We start from the raw sequence: 20,621 nt of genomic DNA, 5'->3' as shown, positions 1-20,621 counted from the left end.
ATAGAGGTGGAGGGGTCCTGGAATGGATTGGTTGATCGGTGCCGTCTGTGCGGCGATGGTGTCCGCAGCGGCTTACCGGAGACGATCGCTCTCGGAATCCGGCGCGGCCGCCGCGATTCTGATGGGTACGATTTATTACGGAGCGGGGAACTTGTTTTGGTTCGGGACCCTGCTTCTTTTTTTCATCACCTCGACGCTGTTGACGAGGTACGGAAAGAGAAGGAAGGCAGAGCTGGAGAAATCCTATGCGAAGACCGGACGCCGCGATGCGGGGCAGGTGTTCGCCAATGGGGGCATCGGCATGATCCTGTGCCTGCTACATGCTATTCAACCCTCCGAGCTTTGGGTGATGCTGTACATCGGCGTCATGGCAACGGTAACGGCGGATACGTGGGCAACGGAGCTGGGAAGTCTAAGCCGCAAGCAGCCCCGCTCCATTCTTGGCGGCAGGAAGCTGACAGCCGGCGAATCGGGCGGCATAACCTGGCTCGGATCCAGTGCGGCCGGGGCGGGAAGCCTGCTGATCGGAGCCGGAGGGTGGCTGCTGGCTGAATGGAGCGGGATGGATCCCTCCTTTCTGCCTTACCTGACGGCAGGCCTGACCGGAGGGCTGGTCGGTGCGTTTGCGGATTCGATCCTAGGAGCATCTCTTCAAGTTATGTACCGCTGCCAAGTTTGCGGCAGAGCGGTAGAGGTCTCCCGGCATTGCGGCAAGGCAACCGTCTATCATCGGGGCTTCCGCTGGCTTTCCAATGATGCGGTTAACCTGATCAGCTCGCTGCTCGGAGGGGCCGCGGCTTACGGGACGGCGCTTCTATTTACGATTTATTGAATTACTGACGGCTAAAGAGCGAAGCGAACACCGAAATTTATATACAGAAGTAGGGATCAGAAGAATGAATATCTTGACCGTTGAACAGTTGACGAAGAGCTATGGAGAGAAAATCCTGTTTCAGGATGCCTCCTTCGGTATGGAGGATGGGGATAAGATCGGCATCATTGGCGTAAACGGCACGGGAAAGTCCACCTTTCTGCGGGTTATCGCCGGCCTGGAGCCGCCGGATTCGGGTAAAATATCGATCGGCGGACGCATTCGGGTGCGCTATCTTGCCCAAAATCCGGAATTTGCTCCCGATAACACGGTGCTGCAGCAAGTATTTGAAGGCGAGCTGCCGGAGATGAAGGCGATCCGGGAATATACGGAAACGATGGAGCTGCTGGAGCTCCACCCGCATGATGAGGCGCTTCAGCAGAAGCTGCTGAAGCTGAGCCAGCAGATGGACAATCTTCAGGCCTGGCAGCTGGAGAGCGACGCCAAGATCATTCTGTCCAAACTCGGAATCCGGAATTATGATGCCAAGATGGGGACGCTGTCCGGCGGGCAGCGGAAGCGGGTCGCTTTGGCCGCCGCATTGATTCAGCCCTCGGATTTGCTCATCTTGGACGAGCCCACCAACCATATCGATAATGAATCGGTAGCCTGGCTGGAGCAGTATTTGCAAAAACGCCGGGGCGCGCTCCTCATGATTACGCATGACCGGTACTTCCTTGACCGCGTGGCCAACGTGATGCTGGAGCTGGACCACGGACGCCTATTCCGGTACGAGGCCAACTACAGCCGGTTTCTTGAATTGAAGGCAGAGCGGGAAGAGCGGGAAGCGGCATCCGAGCAGAAGCGGCAAAACTTGCTGCGAAATGAGCTTGCCTGGATCCGCCGCGGCGCGAAGGCCCGGACGACGAAGCAGAAGGCGAGAATTGAGCGGTTTGAGAAGCTCAAGGAGCAGGAGCCGGTCCACAGCTCGGGCGAGCTGGACGTCTCGGTTGCCTCGACGCGGCTCGGGCGCAAGATTTTGGAGATCGAAGGGCTTCGGAAAACGGTCGGCGACAAGGTTCTTATTGACGATCTGTCCTATATTGCCGTTCCTGAGGACCGGATCGGGATCGTCGGTCCTAACGGCAGCGGCAAATCGACCCTGCTGAATCTCATCGCAGGCCGGCTTGAGCCGGATTCCGGGAATATCGTGATGGGTCCGACGGTGAAGCTCGGTTATTTCACCCAGGAGCATCAGGAGATGGACGGAAGCCAGCGGGTGATCGAATATATTAAAGATGAGGCGGAGGTCGTCCGGACAGCAGACGGCTCTGCGATTACGGCAGCCCAGATGCTTGAGCGCTTCCTGTTCCCTCCGGCGATGCAGTGGACGCCGATTGCAAGGCTGTCGGGCGGCGAGAAACGCAGATTATATTTGCTGCGGGTGCTGATGAGCGCTCCGAATGTGCTGCTGCTCGACGAACCGACGAATGATCTGGACATCCAGACGCTGTCGGTCCTGGAACAGTACTTGGATGAGTTCCCCGGGGTTGTTATCGTCGTGTCTCACGATCGTTTCTTCTTGGACCGTACCGTCGATAAAATCATGGCTTTCGAAGGCCAAGGACGTGTGCGTGTGCACGTAGGCTCATACAGCGAGTATGCGGAATGGATGCTGCGCAATGGTGGGGAAGCTTCCGGATCCGGAGCATCAGGAAGCCGAGATAGCGCCGGTACAGGAGCAGCAGGAAGCCCATCGGGGGAAGGGAGGGCGGCAGGCAGCGGAAACGGCAGCCCGGCGAAGGAAGCGCCTCGTGAAAAGCTCAGGTTCAGCTACAACGAGCAGCGGGAGTTTGAACAGATCGATGGTTTGATCGAGGCAGCCGAGAATAAGCTCGCCGCTGTCCAGACCGAGATGGAGGCTGCCGGAAGCGATGCTGCGAGGCTCCAGGAGCTGCTTCAGGCACAGGAGGCATGCGAGCAGGAGCTGGAGCGGCTGATGGAGCGCTGGACGTATTTGAACGAGCTGGCGGAGAAGATAGAGCAGAGCAAGAAGTCGTAACTCGCCGTTCGATGAAAAAGGGACGCCCGTCGGCCAATGGCCGTAGCGGGCGTCCCTTTTTACCGGTTCGGAGCTTATTTCTTTACATCTTGATTATTTGACATAAGCGGCAAGCAGCTTCACCGTATTTAATACGGCCTGTTTATGCGTTCTTTCCATCGCATGGGATGCGTGAACGCCCGGTCCGATGAGCGCTGCTTTGATGTTGCTGCCTGCGCCGAGCGCGGCCGATGCATCCGAGCCGTAATGAGGGTACACGTCAACGGCATACGCAATGCCTTCCTGTTCGGCCAGCTGGATCAGACGGCTTGTCATTTCATAATCGTATGGACCGGAGGAATCCTTGGCGCAGATCGAAACGTCGGTTTCCTTGCAGCTTAAATCATCGCCGATACAGCCCATATCCACGGCGATGAGCTCCTTGATGTCCGAAGGAATGTAAGCTGCGCCGTGTCCGACCTCCTCGTAGTTCGAGATCAGTACTTTAACATTGTATTTCGGCTTCCAATTCTCGCGTTTCATGCTCTCCAGAAGGCCGAACAGCGCAGCAACGCTTGCCTTGTCGTCAAGATGCCGGGATTTGATAAAGCCGCTTGGCGTAATGACCGCACGGGCGTCGAAGGATACGAAATCGCCGACGCCGATGCCGAGCTTCTTCACATCATCCGCAGACTCAACCCATTCATCGATTCGGACTTCCATATTGGCTTCCTCGCGTTTGAACTCGCGGGCATCGCTGTAGACATGCACCGATGGGTGCGTGGACAGGATAGTGCCCGTATATTTCTTGCCGCTGCGGGTGTGAATGACGCAGTATTCGTTCTCAATGCTGTTCATCATATAACCGCCGACGGAAGTGAGCCTCAGCGTGCCTTCGGATTTGATGGCGCGAACCATGGCGCCGAGCGTATCCACATGCCCGCTCAAGCCTACCGTACGGCTGGTATCCTGTCCCGTGATGGACAGGATCGCCCCGCCTTTTTCATTCCAGGCCAGCGGGACGGAGAGGGAGGCAGCCTCCTTTTCGATTCGTTTCATGATATGTCCTGTATATCCGGTCGGACTTGGGGTATCCAGCAATTCCTTCAACAGATTGAGGATATAGGTTTCATTCGGTTGTATCGACATCTAGCAACAGCCTCCTCGGAGTTGTATGTATGAGCTTGGAACAACCAATGGAAGCATAGGATGTGAATCCATAGGCAGGAACCGTTATCTAGAGCTTCGGACCTTCCTTGGATTCTTCCTTCTGCTCTTCCTCCAGCTGGTGATCCGCGGCATGCATTTCAGGGGTGTATCCCGTAACCTCACGGATATGGATGAGCTGCTCTGCGAGCGAACGGATTTCCTTCTGCATCTGATATTGGCGGTAGATGCCGAATGCTCCGACGATCAATCCCCCGATCAGCGAGCAGCCAATAATCAGCAGGATTAGCGGGATGTCGACGGTACCGAACAGCAAATTCACCTGTACCGGATTGACGTTGATGACGGCAAATACAGCCGTGATTAATGCAAACAGCAGGGCAGCGATTAATGACCATTGAATCTTCACTGGGAACACCTCCTTCCTCACACAGTATAAAATCCCTTGCCTGCAAGGGCAAGGGATTTTATTCCACCGGTCAATTGAGATCGATTGAAACGCGGGTAAGTGCTTGATCGTTATTTCGTCAACTGCTCCATTTGGTTGATAATATCCTCGAAAACGCTCATCGCTTCGCGAATCGGCTCCGGCGAGGACATATCCACGCCGGCTTTCTTCAGGATGTTAATGGAATAGTCGCTGCCGCCGCTCTTAAGGAAGCCGAGGTAACGATCCACCGCCGGCTGGCCGTCTTCCAGAATTTGCTTCGAGAAGCTCGTTGCAGCGGAGAAGCCGGTCGCGTATTTGTATACATAGAAGCTGGTATAGAAGTGAGGGATGCGGGCCCACTCCATTCCGATCTCCTTGTCTACCTGCATGCCTTTACCGTGGTACTTGACGTTCAGGTCGTAATAAATGTCCGATAGATCCTGAGCCGTCAAGGATTCACCGCTCTCGGCGCGCTCATGGACGATCTTCTCGAATTCGGCGAACATCGTTTGCCGGAAGACGGTCGTCCGGAACTGATCGGCATAATAAGTGAGCAGGTACATCTTCTGTTTCGGATCCTTGGCGTTCTTAAGCAGGTAATCCATCAGCAGCGCTTCGTTCGTTGTGGAAGCCACTTCAGCCAAGAAGATCGTGTACTGCGCATCACGGTATTTTAAGTTGTTGTCGGAATAATACGAATGCAGCGCGTGCCCCATTTCGTGAGCCAGGGTGAACATGCTGTTCAGGTTATCCTTATGGTTCAGCAGCACGTAAGGATGGGTGCCGTAAGCGCCCCAGCTGTATGCGCCTGTACGCTTGTTTTCGTTCTCATAGACATCGATCCAGCCGTTGTCATAGCCTTCCTGCAGACTCTTCAGGTAATCCTCGCCAAGCGGGGCGAGTCCTTCCTTGGTCATCTGCTTCGCTTCCTCGTACGTAATGTCCCACTTGTACTCTTCGACAAGCGGCGCGAACAAATCGTACATATGCAGCTCATCCACGCCAAGCAGCTTCTTGCGAAGCTCCATGTAGCGGTGCAGGAGCGGGAGGCTCTCGTGGATCGTATCGATCAGGTTTGTGTAGACTTCCTTCGGAATGTTATCGCCATATAAAGCCATCTCCAGCACGGACGGATACTTTCGTACACGCGAGTAGAAGATGTTCTTGTTCACATTGGCATTAAGCGTCGCGGCCAAGGTGTTCTTCTGCTTGCCGTAGGTTTCGTAGACGGCTTTGAACGCACGCTCGCGGACTTCGCGATTCGGACTTTCAAGGAATTGAATGTAGTTCCCGTGGGTCAGCTCCACTTCCTTGCCGTCCTCGTTCTTGATTTTCGGAAACTTCATATCCGCGTTGTTCAGCATGCCGAATATGGTCTGCGGCGCAGAGGATAGATTTCCGACCTGGGCCAGAAGCGCTTCTTCGGTTTTGGAGAGCACATGGGCTTTCTCCCGCTTCATTTCAACAAGGGTGAATTGATATTCCTTCAGCAGGGGATCGGCAATCAATTGATCCAGCTCCGCATCGGAGAGGGCCAGAATTTCCGGCGTAATGAAGGAGAGGGATTCGCCCACCTCAACATTGAGCTTTTTGGCTTTGGCGGACAAAGCCTGATATGTAGGATTCGCGGTATCTTCGTCATGATGCATATGAGCATATACGTACAGACGCTCGGCATGGTAGGAAATTTCGTCTTCGAGCTCGAAGCATTCCTTGATTGAAGCGGCATTGTTTAATTTGCCTTGATAATCGGCCGTTTTCTTCAGCAGGTCCTTCAGCTTGGCAAAGCTGTCGTCCCATGCCTGTTGATCGGCGAACATGTCCTCAAGCTTCCATTGGTGCTCCTTCGGGACTTCGGAGCGTTTCAGTAGTTGTTCCATAGAGATCCTCCTTGCATGATATGTATTATTTGGAGTCCGGGCTTCTTCAGTATAGGCTTCGGAGCGGGCAGCGGCACAAGGCAGCAGGCAGAGGACCAGCGTAATGCAAAGCGCCTTGGAACCTTTCATGGCACAACCTCCTCGAATTCATCGCATTCGAGCGATAGTATGCCGCGTACCCGGCTCTTTCATCCTTATAAATTATGAGGAACCCAGATTAATAAAAGTGTATACAATAAGGTAAAAGGCAAACAAAATGAAGGCGGCGGCAATCAGGGCCATTCCGCGGCGCAGCCTTGCCGGGATCCGGTCACGATTCAGGATCATGATGGCGCCAAGGCTGAACGCCAAAATAATGAAGATGACAATATTCGTGGTATCCATCGTTTACACCTGCTTAAAGGAAGCCATGATGTCCTGCCATTCCTCTTCCCGTCCTTCGAAATCCTCTTTGGGGAAGCGATTCCTAGCCCATTCCATCAAGGCCGGCCGGCTCATGAAGGTATGCGTCTCTTCGCCCCACTGGTCGGAAATTTCGCGGAGTACAATGTAGCGGCCCTGAACCTCGACCGTCATCATGTTCCACTTGTCTTTTTTGTATATTTCATGTTTTTTGATCATATGCATTCTCCGTCCGCTACTTAGGCTTTTGGGTCAATGATAACGCACACAAGGGCTCAAAAGCAAATCATGATGACGTAAAAATATCGGTCCAAAAAAGCTCCATCTGGGGGTTTGACGGATTGCATTGTCGGAAAACATGGGATATAATATGGATATTCGCCATAGATGGCGGTATTTTTAGGAGGTTGTTCATTTGAAAGGTACAGTTAAATGGTTTAACGCAGAAAAAGGTTACGGCTTCATTTCCGTTGAAGGTGGCGAGGATGTATTCGTACACTTCTCCGCAATTCAAGAAGAAGGTTTCAAAACTTTGGAAGAAGGTCAAGCGGTAGAATTCGAAATTACAGAAGGTAACCGTGGTCCTCAAGCAGCCAACGTAACAAAACTGTAAGCTAACTCCGAAGAGGAGATCTTATAGAATTACCTAGGCATGAAGCACAGTTCTCCCTGAGAACTGTGTTTTTTTGCGTGGGATGGCCTGTTCACGGGTACAGCTGATCCATCATGGTTGGTATATTATGATTGTCTTCTTGGGGATAGCTGGAAGTAACGGCCTTCCACCATGGCCTTTGTGCCGTCAATGACGTGTGTTATTTGTGCAAAATGACCGATCATATTATAATAGGTTTGATTTGGATAGGTATAAAAAAGACAACCATGTGGAGGCAGAGTTCATTGAATAATCAAGAGCTAAGCCGCAAGGTTCCGCGAAGCCCGGTTGGATTGATGAGCCGGGTATACCGATATATTCTCCCGGAAGTGCGGGCTGAATTGGAGAAGTGGCGCCGGGAGGCTGAGCAAATTCCGGATGAGGAGCTTCGGAAGCAGGCGTTGGCCAGTATAGAGACGAAAAGATTCCACTGCCAGGGAGGCGCGGTATATGCCGCCGCCAATTTGCCAGAGAAGCATATACTCATCCCGTTGATTGTTGCTTACCAGACGATCAGCGATTATCTCGATAATTTATGTGACCGCAGCACTTCGCTGGATCCGGCGGATTTTCGGCAGCTCCATCAATCGATGCTGGATGCCGTTACGCCTGAAGACGAGATGGCGGATTATTACTCGCTCCGAACCGAGAGGGAGGATGGAGGCTATCTGGCCGGACTGGTGCAGACATGCCGGGACTGCATCGGCCAATTGTCGGGATATGAGGCAGCAAAGCCATACATAAGGAAATTGGCCGGGCTGTACACGGATCTGCAGGTTTACAAGCATATCCACCCGGATCAGCGGGAGGCTGCATTGCTTGAATGGTGGTCCCAGCATGCCCATCATACGCCGCACTTGCGGTGGAATGAGTTTGCTGCTGCAACGGGATCCACGCTGGGCGTATTCATGCTGTTTTTGGCTGCGACCGATCCGTTTTTGGATGATGAGGATGCATCCAGAATTCATGCCTCTTATTTTCCGAATGTATGCAGTCTCCACATTATGCTGGATTACCTGATTGATCAGGACGAAGACAGGCTGGGCGGCGATCTGAACTTTTGCAACTACTACGAAGATGCCGATACGATGCTGAACCGCATTGCTTCCATTGTCGATTGGGCCCGGAAGGATGTCAGAGCAATTCCCTCCACCCCTTTTCATCGGATGATCATTGAGGGATTACTGGCGTTATATTTATCCGATCCAAAAGTCAGCGAGCAGCAGCTGGTTCGCACCGTGTCCAAACGCCTGATGAGGAGAAGCCCGATGACAAGGCTGTTCTTCTACGTCAACAGTCGTTGGATTCGCAAGCATAAGCATGAGTGACATAGAAGGAGGAAACAAGAATTATGACAGCAGTCAAAAAAATTGCAGTTCTTACGAGCGGCGGGGATTCCCAGGGGATGAACGCAGCGCTTCGCGCCGTGGTGCGCAGCGGTTTGTATTATGGGCTTGAGGTATACGGGATCCAGCGCGGATACCAGGGGCTTCTCGAGAACGATATTATCAAGATGGATCTTCGCAGTGTTGGGGATATCATCCAGCGGGGAGGCACGATTCTTCGGTCGGCCCGATCCGCGGAGTTCAAGACGCCGGAAGGGCAGCAGAGGGGCGCTGATGTGCTGAATCAGCACGGCATCGACGGACTCGTTGTCATCGGCGGCGACGGCTCTTACCAAGGCGCTAACAAGCTGAGCAAGCTCGGCATCAAAACGATGGGTCTGCCGGGAACGATTGACAACGATATTTCCTTTACCGACTACACGATCGGCTTTGACACCGCGGTAAGCGTCGTTGTCGATGCGGTTAACAAATTGCGCGACACGATGTCCTCTCATGCGCGCTCATCCGTCGTCGAGGTCATGGGACGCCACTGCGGCGACATTGCGCTGCATGCAGGGCTTGCCTCCGGCGCAGAGACTATTTTGGTCCCTGAAGTGGAATTTAACCTGGATGAGGTGGCAGAGCGCCTCAGAGAGAACTTTGCGAAGGGCAAGCGCCACAGCATCATTATTGTAGCCGAAGGCGTGGGCCGGGGCGAAGACGTTGTCAGCAAGCTGAAGGAATGTCATGCTTCCATCGACGCCCGCGTAACCGTGCTTGGACATATTCAGCGCGGCGGTGCGCCAACGCCGTTCGACCGCAATCTTGCCAGCCGTCTCGGCGACTTCGCCGTACGCAGCCTGATCAACGGAGAATCGGATAAAGGGTGCGGCATCATCAAAGGCGAGCTCGTCCTGACCGATATTGACAAGGTCGTGAATACGAAGAAGGAATTCAATCGAGAGTTGTACGATCTGGCACTTCGTCTGTCGCAGTAATCGAATTACGGATTTCCTTTAATGCACAACCAAAAGAAGACCGCCTTCCATTGCAGAAGCTGAAGCGCTGCAATGGAAGACGGTCTTTTTTAATCGGGCTATTGATGATGAGGAAGCGAGGAAGCGGCTGATCGAGCAGGCATCTGTTGCTCGGTGAATCTGCGCTGGATCTTGACCAGGCGCCTCAGCATAAGCGCTGCACCGGCGGCAAGGCCCGTTATGAGGCCGATCCAATAGCCGAAGGCGTGCCAATCCGTGTAATTGGCCAGTACATATCCGACGGGCAAGCCGATCACCCAGAACGAGACGAGGGCCAGGATGAAAGCCACATTCACATCTTTGTACCCCCGCAGCGCTCCCTGCGTCGGTGTCGCAATGGCGTCCGAGATCTGGAAGAAGATCGCATACAGGAGAAACTGCTGGATGAGTGCGATTACGGCAGGTTCATTCGAGTACAAGCCCGCAACCTGGCGTCCGGCAACAAGCAGAATGACGGCCGTTATCAGCGAGAGGATGACGGCGGTGCCGATCCCAAGCTTGGCGTACTGCCATGCATCCTTCATCCGACCCGATCCGACCTCGTAGCCTACCAGGATCGTTAAGCTCATGCAGATGCTCAGCGGCAGCATGTACAGCGTGGAGGCAAAGTTCAAGGCTGCTTGGTGCGCGGCGATCGTAGCCGTATCAAAGCCGCTCATCAGCAACGTTACGGCTGCAAACACGGCGGTTTCCAGGAAAATCGAGAAGCCAATGGGCAATCCGATCTTCAAATGTCCCTTCCAAGCGCTGAAGGAAATCTTGGAGAAACTGCGGAAGATGCCGTATTCAGCAAACGGGTGCACCCGGTGGACGGTTATGATCGCAATGACCAGCACCGCCCAGTAGGTAATGGCGGATGCAACGCCGGCCCCGACGCCTCCAAGCCTGGGAAAGCCCCAAAAGCCATAGATAAAGAGGGCATTCAGCCCGACGTTGATCGGAAGCGTAATCAGGGTGATGACCATGGAAATTTTGGTTTGTCCAAGGGCATCGATAAAGCAGCGGAGCACCGTATAGGCGAACAGCGGAATAATGCCTGCCGAAATGGCGGCCAAAAACCTCGCGGCGACATGGCGAACCTCAGGCTCCAGGTTCATCGCTCCGAGAATGCTCGGGACGACGGCGTATCCCGCAGCGAGCACGATAACGGCCAGCAAGATGGACAGCCACAGTGCCTGGTTAACCTGATAGGCCACCTTGTTCTCCTGGCGCCCGCCGACTAGCTGGGAGACGACGGGGGTAATTCCCATCAGAATGCCGCTGAGTCCGGTCTGTACCGGAACCCAGATGCTGGTGGCGATCGCAACGCCGGCCAGATCGACGGAGCTGAATTTGCCGGACATATTCGTATCGAAAAAAGTAATGGCGGATAAAGCCAGCTGTGTTACGAGAATGGGGATGAGAATGACGGCGAACTGCCTCAGTTTCCCCTGGATCGTCGTGGTAGATTGCATGCTGCATATTGCCTTTCTCTCTTTAGTATTTGCACGCTGTCCGAATGCGAGCGGTGACCATTCGTTAGATTCGCGCCACACCGCGCGCAGTAAAAGAACCAAAGAATGACATCCTTTTAGGCTCGGACCGGGAAAGTGCATGTCCCACAATCATCATAGCATCCGATGTCAAGACATGAATCCTTCGCCAAGCCTCCATATTCGTAAATGGAGCGAAAGGTTCATTTACGTCCATATGCCGGCCGAAATAACTCAATCTCTCCGTTCAGGCATGGGAGCGCAGCCCTGTTCGAGCAGTCTCATGAAAAAGAGCCCGGCCGCATGATCGGCCTGGCTCTTAAGGTTTATTTATACTTCACGCCTTCCGTATAACGGTTGGAGGCGTTCCAGAGCAAATACTCGTCGACTCCGGTATCTTTCAAGGCCCGAATCTGCTCTTCAATCTGTTTTTTCCCGTATTTGATATAATTCCCTTTGCCCAGCCAGCTGGCCGTGAAATCCTGAATCCATGGGCGGATGATCGGCTTATTGTCGCCCAGCTCTTTGAGTTTCTTGTGGGTATCCTCCATCGATCCCTTGATGGTCTGGTACGGAGCCTTATCCGGCACCTCGGCGCCGAACCAGCCCGTCGTGTAGTGGCTCGGGTATACCATCGGGCTGATAATATCCACATTATTCGATATCTTTACAAAATCCTGGCCGATTCCTTCTGCTGCCGGCACCGATGCCGCGTAGCCGAAAATATCGACGGAAACGCGGATGCCGAGCGGTGCAAGCTCTTCACGGGCATACTGGACGAAATCCGATACGACATCGACGCGGGACTGCTCGGTTTTCACATACTTCAAAGTGTCGGCCCGCTTCTCAAAGCCTTCCGGGAACCGGACATAGTCGAACTGGATCTCCTTAAAGCCGAGCTTGGCTGCTTCTTTGGCGATTTCGATATTGTAATCCCATACCTCTTTGCTGTACGGATTGACGAAGCTGTCTCCGCCGCCGTTGGTCCACACGGTGCCGTCTCCTTTGCGGAAGGACAGCTCCGGATTCTTCTTGGCCAGGATCGTATCCTTGAACACGACGACACGGGCGATCGGATAAATGTCATGCTTCTCCAGCCGTTTCATCAGCTGATGGATATCCTTGATAAAGGGCTGGGACTTTCCAAGCTTTTGAAGCTTCGGATTATCGGTTTTGTACGTTATGTAGCCTTCGTCGTCCTTGATATCGATGACCATGGCGTTCAGCTCCGTTGTGTCCATCAGGTCAATAAGCTGTGTCATTCTGGAGCCGCCGGCACTGTAAGCTGTTACATAAATGCCTTTGACTTTCGGTGCGTCGACTTGCGGGTCGATCTCGGTCGTATTCGGCTTGATGCCGTTCTGTCCCTGACCCTTCCCCTGATTTTGATGCATGCTCTGAATCACGGCGGAGTTCCAGGAAGCCTGCAATTGGGTTGTAAGCGGGCTCTCCTGCGCGCCGGAGCCGCCAAAGCCCGCGGCAGCCAAGATGAAAAATGCCAAGATGATGTTCATAATTACTCTCTCCCTTGTCTACATTCACCATGATTATAATGGAACCGCAGCTTTCAAAAAGAACAGGTTTGTTACATTCGCCCAAGATATGGAGCTAAAGCATGCGGTATTGGTTCATTAAACGGGTGAAGGGCAATTTAAACGACTTTTCCATATTTACCGAAAGTGGACATAATTACGATAGGAAATTGAAGGGAGGACAGTTAATTGCAGACGGATTGCCTAGATCAACGATCCTGCATCGGATTTTAGAAATGCACCGGCAAAGACGAGCGATAATGTTTAGGATGAGGGGCTTAAGCTTGGCCAAGCCGGGCTGTCGTCGTAGGAGAATTCGGGCAAAAAATGCCGCTGTTCAGCGGCATGCACCGGTGAACAACGGCATTGATCTTGCAAATATTTCAAGCGGATATTCCATTAATGCAGCAGCGTGTGGCTTTGGTGTTCGCAAATGCTGTACTGAATAATTTCCAAAGCGTCATCCTGCTCCAAAATATTCAGCCCGTCCCTCAAAACGATCATGGAATTTAGCTCGCTCTGTCTGAAGAACGGAATCATTTCCGGGAACCACTTCATGACGATCTGTGACAATTTTACCGTTTCCATTTCCATAAAAAATCACCCTCTCCTTCCAAATTTGGTCAGGCAGGACGTTCTTATTGTAAAACGGAAAAACATTAAAATTGGGGCAACGAAGAGTAGCTCATGAATATTGTAGGAACCTGGCATTCATATTATACCACAAAAATTGCCGTGTTTTCATCTTGGCAATTAGTTCTTGCGGAACTGTCCCATCACCGCAACCGTCTCCACGATGTTGACGAAGGCGTCCGGATCAGTCTGTGTAATGATATGCTTTAATTCAGCGAGCTCGTATTTCGTCGTGACCGTCATCAGCATGTCCTTCTCCTTGTGGCTGAACGCCCCCTGGGTTTTGATCTTCGTAACGCCCCGTGGGCGCTTGAGCAGCTTCTCCAGCAGGGCCTCGGTCTGATTCGTTACAATGAACACGGTCACTTTGATATGGCTGATGTGCAGCATATCGATCATTTTGCCCGCCAGGTAAATGGACACCATGGAGGCAAGCGCGAGGTTCCAGTCGTTCTCGAGATAAGTGACGGCCAGGATAACGATGGCGTTCAGCGATACCAGGACGCTGCCGACCGGAAAGTCGCGATATTTCGTGACGATGGAGCCGATGATGTCAAATCCCCCGGTCGAGCCGCCGACCCGGAAGGACAGGCCGGTTCCGAAGCCGACCAGGATTCCTCCGAAGACGGCGGAGAGGAGCATGTCGGTGGCGACGGCGCTGACCGGAATGATCTCGAGAAACACCGTTGTCACGAGGACCGAGAGCACGCTGAGCACGACAAAATGTTTTCCAAGCTGGAACCACCCTGCAAGGAGGATGGGAATGTTGAGCACGAAGTACAGGATGCTGATATTAAGCGGCGTGAAATAACCGATCAGCATGGCAACGCCGGAAACGCCGCCGCTGAGCAGATGGTGCGGAATCAGAAACAGATTGAAGCCTGCGGCAATGATGATGCCGCCGAATAGGATGGAGAAGTAGGTCCATAGACGCTTCAACATAGGAATCACCTCCCGGTTATTATGACTTCTTGAAGCTTGCTGGTATTCCAGAAATGTTTTGTGATATAATGTATTGGATATTCTTGAGTAGTCCGTTACAATGATAACTTTTTGGAAGCTTATCAGGATGATTATACATTAACCAGTTACACCGCTGGTGATCAGAGAGAAATATACCGGTTCACCTCATGCAGAAAATCCTGCTGGCCGGGAAAGCCTATAAACGTTACCACTACTTAAGAATACAGAGAAGAAAGTGGAGTCCACAGATAGAAGGAGTATGAACCTATTGAAAAATTTTGCAGATTTTGGCTTGGAGCCCCGAGTGCTTCAAGCGATTACGGAACTTGGATTTGAAGAAGCGACACCGATTCAATCCCAATCCATCCCGATTGCCCTCACCGGAAAGGACATGATCGGACAAGCACAGACAGGTACCGGTAAGACCGCAGCATTCGGCCTTCCTCTTATTCACAAAATCGCGAAAGAAGAAGAGCGGATCGTCGCTCTCGTCATGACGCCAACCCGCGAGCTCGCCATTCAGGTTGCCGAAGAGATCGGCAAATTGTCCAGATTTAAAGGGATCCGCTCCCTTGCGATTTACGGCGGACAAGATATAGGCCGGCAAATTCGCGCTTTGAAAAAGAAGCCTCAAATTATTATCGGCACACCTGGCCGATTGCTTGACCACATTAACCGGAAGACCATCCGGCTTGACGATGTTCAAACCGTCGTGCTGGACGAAGCGGATGAAATGCTGGACATGGGCTTCATGGATGATATCCAATCCATCCTGAAGCTGGTACCGGAAAATCGCCAAACCCTGCTGTTCTCCGCAACGATGCCTCCGAACATCCAGAAGCTGGCTTCCCAGTTCCTGAAGGATCCGGAGCATGTATCCGTCATTCCTAAGCATGTGAGCGCACCGCTGATCGACCAAGCCTACATCGAGGTTCCTGAGCGTCAGAAGTTCGAGGCGCTGAGCCGTCTCCTCGATATGGAATCGCCTGAGCTGGCGATTGTATTCGGCCGCACGAAGCGCCGTGTAGACGAATTGGCCGAAGCGCTGCAAAAACGCGGTTATTCCGCAGACGGCCTCCATGGCGACTTGTCTCAGCACCAGCGCGACACCGTTATGCGCAAGTTCCGCGACGGCAGCATCGATGTGCTGGTAGCAACCGACGTAGCCGCTCGGGGTCTGGACGTATCCGGCGTAACGCATGTCGTCAACTTCGACTTGCCGCAGGATCCGGAAAGCTATGTACACCGTATCGGCCGTACGGGCCGCGCAGGGAAAGAAGGAACGGCATGGTCCTTTGTTACCCCGCGTGAAATGGATCATCTGTACTTCATCGAGCGCGTTACCCGTCACCGGATTCCGCGCAAGCCGCTGCCAACGATGGCCGAAGCCATTGAAGGCAAGCAGCGCGTCATCGCTGAACGCGTATTGGAAATCATCGACCAAGGCGAGCTGACCGAATATAAAGGGCTTGCCATCCAGCTTCTGGAGCAGTATGACTCCGTTCAGCTGCTTGCAGCTGCGATGAAGCTCCTGACCGGAGACAAGAAGGAAGCAGCCGATATCCACCTTACGCCGGAGGATCCGATTCGCGCGAAGCGCCGGAAGCCGGACATCCGCAGCGGACGCAAGCCTAGCGGCGGTTATAACGGCCGCAGCGGAGGCTATCGCGGTAACCGCGAAGGCGGTGGCGGCAACCGCGGAGGCTACTCCAAGGGCGGCTACGGTCGTGACGGAGGCGGCAGCTACAATAACCGCGATGGCGGCTACAACCGTGACCGCAACAACAGCGGCGAACGTAAGCAGCGCAGCTACAGCGGCGGCGGCGAACGCCGTCCGAACCGCAGCGGAGACGAGTAATCCGATCGGCAGCGGCAATAGCCCGCTGGCCATCGCTTGAATGGAATGAAAAAGACGAAGCACCTGCCCGCATTCGCATGGGGCAGAGGCGCTTCGTCTTTTTTTACGAGTTCAATGGTGTTTAGCTTAGCTGTATCATGCATTTAAGCTGCTAATTCATCCATTAGATATAGAATGTGCTAAGGATAATAACAAGCAGGATGAAGAGAACCAGAACTACTCCAGTAGTTCCGCCATAACCGTAACCGCCTACGTTAGACATGCATATTCCCTCCTCTGATTAGTGAGAATTGAAGCATTGATTTGAATGGATTACGAGATATCCTATGGTGATATCAGGTTATGCGATTGGATATTCACCCAGACCGCCGCAAATTAGGCTCTGGTCATGCCTATGCGATATAAGGTATATTAATAGATACATGCATGCTTTGAGTGAGGAGGAAAAGATTTGGAAATGAAAGGAGCCATGGGTGGCTTATATAAGCTCACCGAATGGATTACCCGCATCGCGTTTTCTAATATTTTATGGGTTTTATGCACATCGCCATTCCTGTTTATCGTACTGACCAAATTCCTGATGGCCGTCCAGACGCCGGATGCTCATAACGAGCAGCTGCTGTCGAACTGGATTTTGGGGATCTTGTCGCCTTTTGTGCTGTTCCCTGCAACCGCTGCCCTTTTTACCGTAGTCCGCAAGTGGGTGATGGGGAACCCGGATGTACCTGTATTTAAAACGTTTTTCAAGGGCTATAAGGAAAATTATAAGCAAAGCATGATCGGCGGATTCGTCTACACCCTGCTGTTCGTGATTATGTATGTGGATTATACGGTGTATATGACGCAGCTTGGAGACGGCTTTCAGCTCGTCGGCATCGTTATGCTGGTGCTGCTCATCGTGCTGTTCGTCTCGTTGTTTAATTTCTTTTCCATGACGGTCCATTATGAGATGAAGACGACCCAGCTTCTGAAAAATGCGGTCCTGCTGACCTTGATTCGTCCGTTCCGGGTGTTTTCGACGCTTGCCGGAAGCGCTATCTTGGTATATATCGGCACGCAAATGCCTGTGCTGTTCGTGTTCTTCCTCTTCTGCCTGATGGCATTGTTCGCGTTCTTTAACTTCTATGCAACGTTTACCAAGATGCAGGAGCAGCAGGAGAAGATGAGACAAGCCGAGGAAGAGGAATCGGAGACGGAGCAGGCGCTGCTCGAAAGCATGGATAACGTCAAAACCGAGGATAAAGGATCGAAACCGCGAAATTCATAGGTTTACTTTTGCGGCAAAACCCCCTATAATAAGACTACATCCTGCGATGTTCGTTTCGGTTTTCCGTTGTTTTGAACCAATGACGATGTCTAGGGAGATCAATATGTAACCGTGGCTGGAAAGCCCTGTCTATATGACAAGGGGAATTCATAAGCGGTTCTGCGGTCACCCACCTGCTTAAGCAGGTTCGAAGACAATGTTTACCGGACGGCATAGGCGGGTTTCGTACTGATTATGAAGCGGCATCTCTTTATTTCGAATCCGAAGTGAAGAGATGCCTTTTTTTGCTGGATATAAAGGTTTGCTGAAAGCCTAAACAATGTTAAACTAGTAGGTAAAGGAACGGTCATTTATAAAGGAGGAACGGTCTTTGTCATTAAAACGAGTTCTAATCGGTATCGTGCGCAGCTATGACGGCACAAGCGACCGTGCGAAAGATCCCAAGCTGAAGACGCGTTATTACAATCTTTCAAAAGAAAAGTGTTTTGAAGAGGTTACCTCGACACTCAAAAAAATTCCGGGCTATAAAGTGCTGCATGAAGTAAAGTCCGTTGGAGAAATCACACTCGAGAAAAGAACGTCCTTCGGACGAACGCTGGACATTACCGTATCCGTGCTGGGCATCAGTCCCGTACGCAGCGCAGTTGATATGTATTCGGCCTCCCGCGGCTCGCTGGGCGACCTGGGGGCGAATTACCGGGTCATCCTGAACCTGTACGCTGTGCTGGACAAGAAGCTCGGCAAGTATAAAGTGGATGCTTAGGCAATAGATAAAAGCGGGAGAGCTGCTCTCCCGCTTTTTTAAAGGTGATGCTTTTATTTTCGTATGTAACCGCGGCTAAGCGGTTCTATCGAAGAGACTTCACGGCATCGACGGCCGCTTCGTAGTTCGGATGCTCTGTCATTTCACCGAGGTATTCCACATAGGCGATCTTGTCTTCCTTGTCGACCACGAAGATCGAGCGCATATCAAGCTGGAATTCCTTGATGAGCACGCCGTAGGCTTCCCCGAAAGAACGGGATTTGTAGTCCGACAGTGTAATGACACGGTCGACGCCGGCTGCTCCGCACCAGCGGGCTTGGGCGAACGGCAGGTCGGCGCTGATCGTCAGCACGACAACGTCGTCTCCGAGCCCTGCGGCTTCTTCGTTGAAGCGGCGGGTCTGCGCATCGCATACGCCGGTGTCGAGGGAAGGGACGACGCTGATCAGCTTGATTTTGCCTGCAAAGTCCTTAAGGGATGCATCCTCCAGCAGGTTTTTGCTCACCGTGAAATCAGGTGCCGAATCGCCAACCTTAAGCTGAGGTCCGATAAGTGTAATAGGATTGCCCTTGAATGTGGCAGCCCCCGTGCGTTCTTGAGCCATGAGAAATCTCCTCCTTGGATATCAAAGTTTGGTGATCAGGTTCATGGTACATTATAATCTTTTTAAAAAGGATATGTCCACTTTCCGGACGTCCTGTTTGGCTTGGAAGAGGAGGATGCTATGATATTTGTTCGTTATGAGAACTGGAGAAGCTATCTCCGTTATTATCCCGTCACTTCGCTGCTGCTGGTTGCAAACCTGGTGATGTTCTTTATTACGGTCTTCGACGGCGGCTCCCGAAATCCGATCACGCTGCTGAAATACGGGGCGCTGACGGATCTGCCGCAATTTACGGGGGAACCTTGGCGTTACGTGACGGCGATGTTTTTGCACAACGGGTTCGATCACCTGCTGTTTAACAGCTTTGCCCTGCTCGTCTTCGTCCCGCCGCTGGAGCGCATTATGGGAAGCTGGAAGTTCGGGCTGCTCTACCTGCTCAGCGGCATTCTGGGGAACGTGATCGCCCTGGCTTATTACGGCCGTATGGAAGGCTATGAGACTCTTGTGGGCGCGTCAGGCGCCATCTACGGGGCCTACGGAGCCTATCTGTATATTGCGCTCTTTCAACGGCATGTCATGGACATGGCGTCGCGCAGGACATTGTTCACTTTGCTGATCTTAGGGATTGTCCTCTCCTTTACGCCGGGAATCAGCCTCGTCGCGCATTTCGGCGGACTGATCGGCGGGTTTTTCCTCTATGGTCTGATGATTCGATTATTTAAGCAGAGGACTTAATCAGATCTGTAGAGGTGCTGTAACAAATATAATGAATGATCCGATAAAGTTTTCTAGGGAATGAGAATGGAGCGATAAAAGGCGTGGAATTACGACAGTTGCAATACTTTGTAAAGGTTGCGCAGAAGGAACACGTTACCCAAGCGGCGGAGGAGCTTCATGTGGCTCAGTCAGCCGTCAGCCGTCAGATTCATCAATTGGAAGAAGAGCTGGGTGTTAATTTGTTCATGCAGAAGGGCCGGAATCTGCAGCTGACTCCGGTCGGACAGCTTTTTTGCAAACGGGTGGAAAGCATCATGAAAGACTTGGAGCGGGCGGTCGTCGAAATTCATGAATTTCTGGACCCGGAGCAAGGGGAGATTCGCATCGGATTTCCTCACAGCCTTGGCATACACTTGATTCCTTCGATTGTAGCCGAGTTTCGGAAGAAGTATCCGAACGTCAAATTCCGGTTCAAGCAAGGCATGTTTCCGACGCTGATCCGGGATGTGGTGACGGCGGAGGTGGATCTGGCCTTCGTGTCGCCGTTTCCGGAACGGCATGAGCAGGTGGATGGAGATATCGTGCTGACGGAGGAGCTGTTCGCGATCCTGCCTCCGAATCATCCGCTGGCCGGCGAGAAGTCGATCAAGCTGGAGCAGCTCAAGGATGAGCGGTTTGTGCTGTTCAGCAAAGGCTACTCCCTCCGTCCGATCGTCTGGCATGCTTGTCTGGAAGCCGGATTCACCCCGAAGATCGCCTTCGAGGGGGAAGAGACGGATACGATTCGGGGACTGGTTGCAGCCGGCATGGGGGTTAGTCTGCTCCCCGAAATGGCGCTGTTTCAGACCAACCCGCTTCAGCCGGCCCGTGTTCAGATTTCCGAACCGAAGGTTACGCGTTCAATCGGCCTGATTCATCGCGCGGATGAGAAGCTTCCGCCTGTTGCCCAGGCCTTCCGCACATTCCTCCTTCAATATTTCGGGATTGATCCATCCGTCAAGCCGGAAGGAGAAGAAGGGGAGTCGGTTTCATCTCCCTAGTTAGCGCATTGCGGTTCGTTATTCGAA

Annotated in this window: 21 protein-coding genes and 1 other RNA gene; 11 read left to right on the top strand and 11 right to left on the bottom strand. The window is 52.6% G+C overall.

Annotated elements, in window-relative coordinates; genetic code table 11:
* The first annotated feature begins 22 nt into the window (after positions 1-22).
* Together NST08_RS21035 and NST08_RS21030 are read left to right on the top strand one after the other, a co-directional pair.
* The gene (locus NST08_RS21035; RefSeq protein WP_210095056.1) at positions 23-832 is read left to right on the top strand and encodes a DUF92 domain-containing protein; all 810 of its coding nucleotides are present in this window, start codon (positions 23-25) and stop codon (positions 830-832) included.
* Between the two features lie 64 nt (positions 833-896).
* The gene (locus tag NST08_RS21030; RefSeq protein WP_341342263.1) at positions 897-2,873 is read left to right on the top strand and encodes an ABC-F family ATP-binding cassette domain-containing protein; all 1,977 of its coding nucleotides are present in this window, start codon (positions 897-899) and stop codon (positions 2,871-2,873) included.
* A 93-nt stretch (positions 2,874-2,966) separates the two neighbouring features.
* Here NST08_RS21030 and NST08_RS21025 read toward each other — a convergent pair whose 3' ends face one another.
* The 5 genes from NST08_RS21025 to NST08_RS21005 all read right to left on the bottom strand — a co-directional run bounded on the left by NST08_RS21025 (position 2,967) and on the right by NST08_RS21005 (position 6,950).
* The gene (locus NST08_RS21025; protein WP_007127688.1) at positions 2,967-4,001 is read right to left on the bottom strand and encodes a M42 family metallopeptidase; all 1,035 of its coding nucleotides are present in this window, start codon (positions 3,999-4,001) and stop codon (positions 2,967-2,969) included.
* A gap of 88 nt (positions 4,002-4,089) precedes the next feature.
* Positions 4,090-4,428: a LapA family protein gene (locus NST08_RS21020; RefSeq protein ID WP_007127689.1), complete on the bottom strand. Its 339-nt coding sequence runs from the start codon at positions 4,426-4,428 to the stop codon at positions 4,090-4,092.
* Positions 4,429-4,538: 110 nt separating this feature from the next.
* Complete coding sequence (gene pepF, locus NST08_RS21015; protein ID WP_007127690.1) at positions 4,539-6,329, bottom strand: oligoendopeptidase F; 1,791 nt, start codon at positions 6,327-6,329, stop codon at positions 4,539-4,541.
* A gap of 201 nt (positions 6,330-6,530) precedes the next feature.
* Entirely contained in the window at positions 6,531-6,713 is a 183-nt protein-coding gene (locus tag NST08_RS21010; RefSeq protein WP_007127691.1) for a hypothetical protein, read from the bottom strand.
* A 3-nt stretch (positions 6,714-6,716) separates the two neighbouring features.
* Positions 6,717-6,950: a hypothetical protein gene (locus NST08_RS21005; protein WP_007127692.1), complete on the bottom strand. Its 234-nt coding sequence runs from the start codon at positions 6,948-6,950 to the stop codon at positions 6,717-6,719.
* 196 nt (positions 6,951-7,146) lie between these two features.
* Between NST08_RS21005 and NST08_RS21000 the strand changes: the two genes are divergently transcribed.
* The 3 genes from NST08_RS21000 to pfkA all read left to right on the top strand — a co-directional run bounded on the left by NST08_RS21000 (position 7,147) and on the right by pfkA (position 9,706).
* Positions 7,147-7,344 (top strand): cold-shock protein, encoded by a 198-nt coding sequence (locus NST08_RS21000; RefSeq protein ID WP_028405178.1) that lies wholly within the window; start codon positions 7,147-7,149, stop codon positions 7,342-7,344.
* A gap of 284 nt (positions 7,345-7,628) precedes the next feature.
* Positions 7,629-8,711 (top strand): tetraprenyl-beta-curcumene synthase family protein, encoded by a 1,083-nt coding sequence (locus NST08_RS20995; protein ID WP_007127693.1) that lies wholly within the window; start codon positions 7,629-7,631, stop codon positions 8,709-8,711.
* 23 nt (positions 8,712-8,734) lie between these two features.
* Positions 8,735-9,706 carry a 6-phosphofructokinase gene (gene pfkA / locus NST08_RS20990; RefSeq protein WP_007127694.1) on the top strand — a complete coding sequence of 324 codons (972 nt, stop codon included), beginning with the start codon at positions 8,735-8,737 and terminating at the stop codon, positions 9,704-9,706.
* A 98-nt stretch (positions 9,707-9,804) separates the two neighbouring features.
* Here the strand turns inward: pfkA and NST08_RS20985 are convergent, their stop codons facing one another.
* The 4 genes from NST08_RS20985 to NST08_RS20970 form a co-directional block, all read right to left on the bottom strand.
* Positions 9,805-11,199, bottom strand: a complete 1,395-nt coding sequence (locus NST08_RS20985; protein WP_007127695.1) for an MATE family efflux transporter — start codon at positions 11,197-11,199, stop codon at positions 9,805-9,807.
* 344 nt (positions 11,200-11,543) lie between these two features.
* Positions 11,544-12,731, bottom strand: a complete 1,188-nt coding sequence (locus NST08_RS20980; RefSeq protein WP_340899905.1) for a putative glycoside hydrolase — start codon at positions 12,729-12,731, stop codon at positions 11,544-11,546.
* 417 nt (positions 12,732-13,148) lie between these two features.
* Complete coding sequence (locus NST08_RS20975) at positions 13,149-13,343, bottom strand: hypothetical protein (RefSeq protein ID WP_007127697.1); 195 nt, start codon at positions 13,341-13,343, stop codon at positions 13,149-13,151.
* Between the two features lie 159 nt (positions 13,344-13,502).
* Complete coding sequence (locus NST08_RS20970) at positions 13,503-14,324, bottom strand: YitT family protein (RefSeq protein ID WP_007127698.1); 822 nt, start codon at positions 14,322-14,324, stop codon at positions 13,503-13,505.
* Positions 14,325-14,613: 289 nt separating this feature from the next.
* Between NST08_RS20970 and NST08_RS20965 the strand changes: the two genes are divergently transcribed.
* A complete protein-coding gene (locus tag NST08_RS20965) occupies positions 14,614-16,203 on the top strand; it encodes a DEAD/DEAH box helicase (RefSeq protein WP_007127699.1) in 1,590 nt (529 codons plus the stop codon).
* 163 nt (positions 16,204-16,366) lie between these two features.
* Here NST08_RS20965 and NST08_RS20960 read toward each other — a convergent pair whose 3' ends face one another.
* The gene (locus NST08_RS20960) at positions 16,367-16,465 is read right to left on the bottom strand and encodes a hypothetical protein (RefSeq protein WP_007127700.1); all 99 of its coding nucleotides are present in this window, start codon (positions 16,463-16,465) and stop codon (positions 16,367-16,369) included.
* Between the two features lie 189 nt (positions 16,466-16,654).
* On the opposite strand from NST08_RS20960, the gene NST08_RS20955 reads away from it, so the two are divergent.
* From NST08_RS20955 to NST08_RS20945, 3 genes are all read left to right on the top strand, one after another.
* Positions 16,655-17,470: a YesL family protein gene (locus tag NST08_RS20955; protein WP_007127701.1), complete on the top strand. Its 816-nt coding sequence runs from the start codon at positions 16,655-16,657 to the stop codon at positions 17,468-17,470.
* A 35-nt stretch (positions 17,471-17,505) separates the two neighbouring features.
* Positions 17,506-17,697: non-coding RNA, 6S RNA (gene ssrS, locus NST08_RS20950), on the top strand.
* Positions 17,698-17,840: 143 nt separating this feature from the next.
* Complete coding sequence (locus NST08_RS20945) at positions 17,841-18,233, top strand: DUF1499 domain-containing protein (RefSeq protein WP_007127702.1); 393 nt, start codon at positions 17,841-17,843, stop codon at positions 18,231-18,233.
* Between the two features lie 85 nt (positions 18,234-18,318).
* Here the strand turns inward: NST08_RS20945 and tpx are convergent, their stop codons facing one another.
* Positions 18,319-18,837, bottom strand: a complete 519-nt coding sequence (gene tpx, locus NST08_RS20940) for a thiol peroxidase (RefSeq protein ID WP_007127703.1) — start codon at positions 18,835-18,837, stop codon at positions 18,319-18,321.
* Between the two features lie 120 nt (positions 18,838-18,957).
* Between tpx and NST08_RS20935 the strand changes: the two genes are divergently transcribed.
* Positions 18,958-19,572, top strand: a complete 615-nt coding sequence (locus tag NST08_RS20935) for a rhomboid family intramembrane serine protease (RefSeq protein WP_007127704.1) — start codon at positions 18,958-18,960, stop codon at positions 19,570-19,572.
* A gap of 83 nt (positions 19,573-19,655) precedes the next feature.
* Positions 19,656-20,594 (top strand): LysR family transcriptional regulator, encoded by a 939-nt coding sequence (locus tag NST08_RS20930; RefSeq protein WP_007127705.1) that lies wholly within the window; start codon positions 19,656-19,658, stop codon positions 20,592-20,594.
* Positions 20,595-20,621: the final 27 nt, after the last annotated feature.

This window comes from Paenibacillus sp. FSL K6-1566, from assembly GCF_038050475.1.
Classification (GTDB): domain Bacteria; phylum Bacillota; class Bacilli; order Paenibacillales; family Paenibacillaceae; genus Paenibacillus_AQ; species Paenibacillus_AQ lactis.
The sequence above is the reverse complement of the archived record's forward strand: the minus strand, read 5'-3'. Positions and strand labels throughout refer to the sequence as shown.

What these genes read in the sequence shown, in the direction of transcription:
- NST08_RS21005 (WP_007127692.1), bottom strand. Translation starts at nt 6,950, where the DNA reads ATGATCAAAAAACATGAAATATACAAAAAAGACAAGTGGAACATGATG.
- NST08_RS20975 (WP_007127697.1), bottom strand. Translation starts at nt 13,343, where the DNA reads ATGGAAATGGAAACGGTAAAATTGTCACAGATCGTCATGAAGTGGTTC.
- pfkA (WP_007127694.1), top strand. Translation starts at nt 8,735, where the DNA reads ATGACAGCAGTCAAAAAAATTGCAGTTCTTACGAGCGGCGGGGATTCC.
- NST08_RS20980 (WP_340899905.1), bottom strand. Translation starts at nt 12,731, where the DNA reads ATGAACATCATCTTGGCATTTTTCATCTTGGCTGCCGCGGGCTTTGGC.
- NST08_RS20970 (WP_007127698.1), bottom strand. Translation starts at nt 14,324, where the DNA reads ATGTTGAAGCGTCTATGGACCTACTTCTCCATCCTATTCGGCGGCATC.
- NST08_RS20985 (WP_007127695.1), bottom strand. Translation starts at nt 11,199, where the DNA reads ATGCAATCTACCACGACGATCCAGGGGAAACTGAGGCAGTTCGCCGTC.
- NST08_RS21010 (WP_007127691.1), bottom strand. Translation starts at nt 6,713, where the DNA reads ATGGATACCACGAATATTGTCATCTTCATTATTTTGGCGTTCAGCCTT.
- tpx (WP_007127703.1), bottom strand. Translation starts at nt 18,837, where the DNA reads ATGGCTCAAGAACGCACGGGGGCTGCCACATTCAAGGGCAATCCTATT.
- NST08_RS21035 (WP_210095056.1), top strand. Translation starts at nt 23, where the DNA reads ATGGATTGGTTGATCGGTGCCGTCTGTGCGGCGATGGTGTCCGCAGCG.
- NST08_RS20960 (WP_007127700.1), bottom strand. Translation starts at nt 16,465, where the DNA reads ATGTCTAACGTAGGCGGTTACGGTTATGGCGGAACTACTGGAGTAGTT.
- NST08_RS21025 (WP_007127688.1), bottom strand. Translation starts at nt 4,001, where the DNA reads ATGTCGATACAACCGAATGAAACCTATATCCTCAATCTGTTGAAGGAA.
- pepF (WP_007127690.1), bottom strand. Translation starts at nt 6,329, where the DNA reads ATGGAACAACTACTGAAACGCTCCGAAGTCCCGAAGGAGCACCAATGG.
- NST08_RS21030 (WP_341342263.1), top strand. Translation starts at nt 897, where the DNA reads ATGAATATCTTGACCGTTGAACAGTTGACGAAGAGCTATGGAGAGAAA.
- NST08_RS20935 (WP_007127704.1), top strand. Translation starts at nt 18,958, where the DNA reads ATGATATTTGTTCGTTATGAGAACTGGAGAAGCTATCTCCGTTATTAT.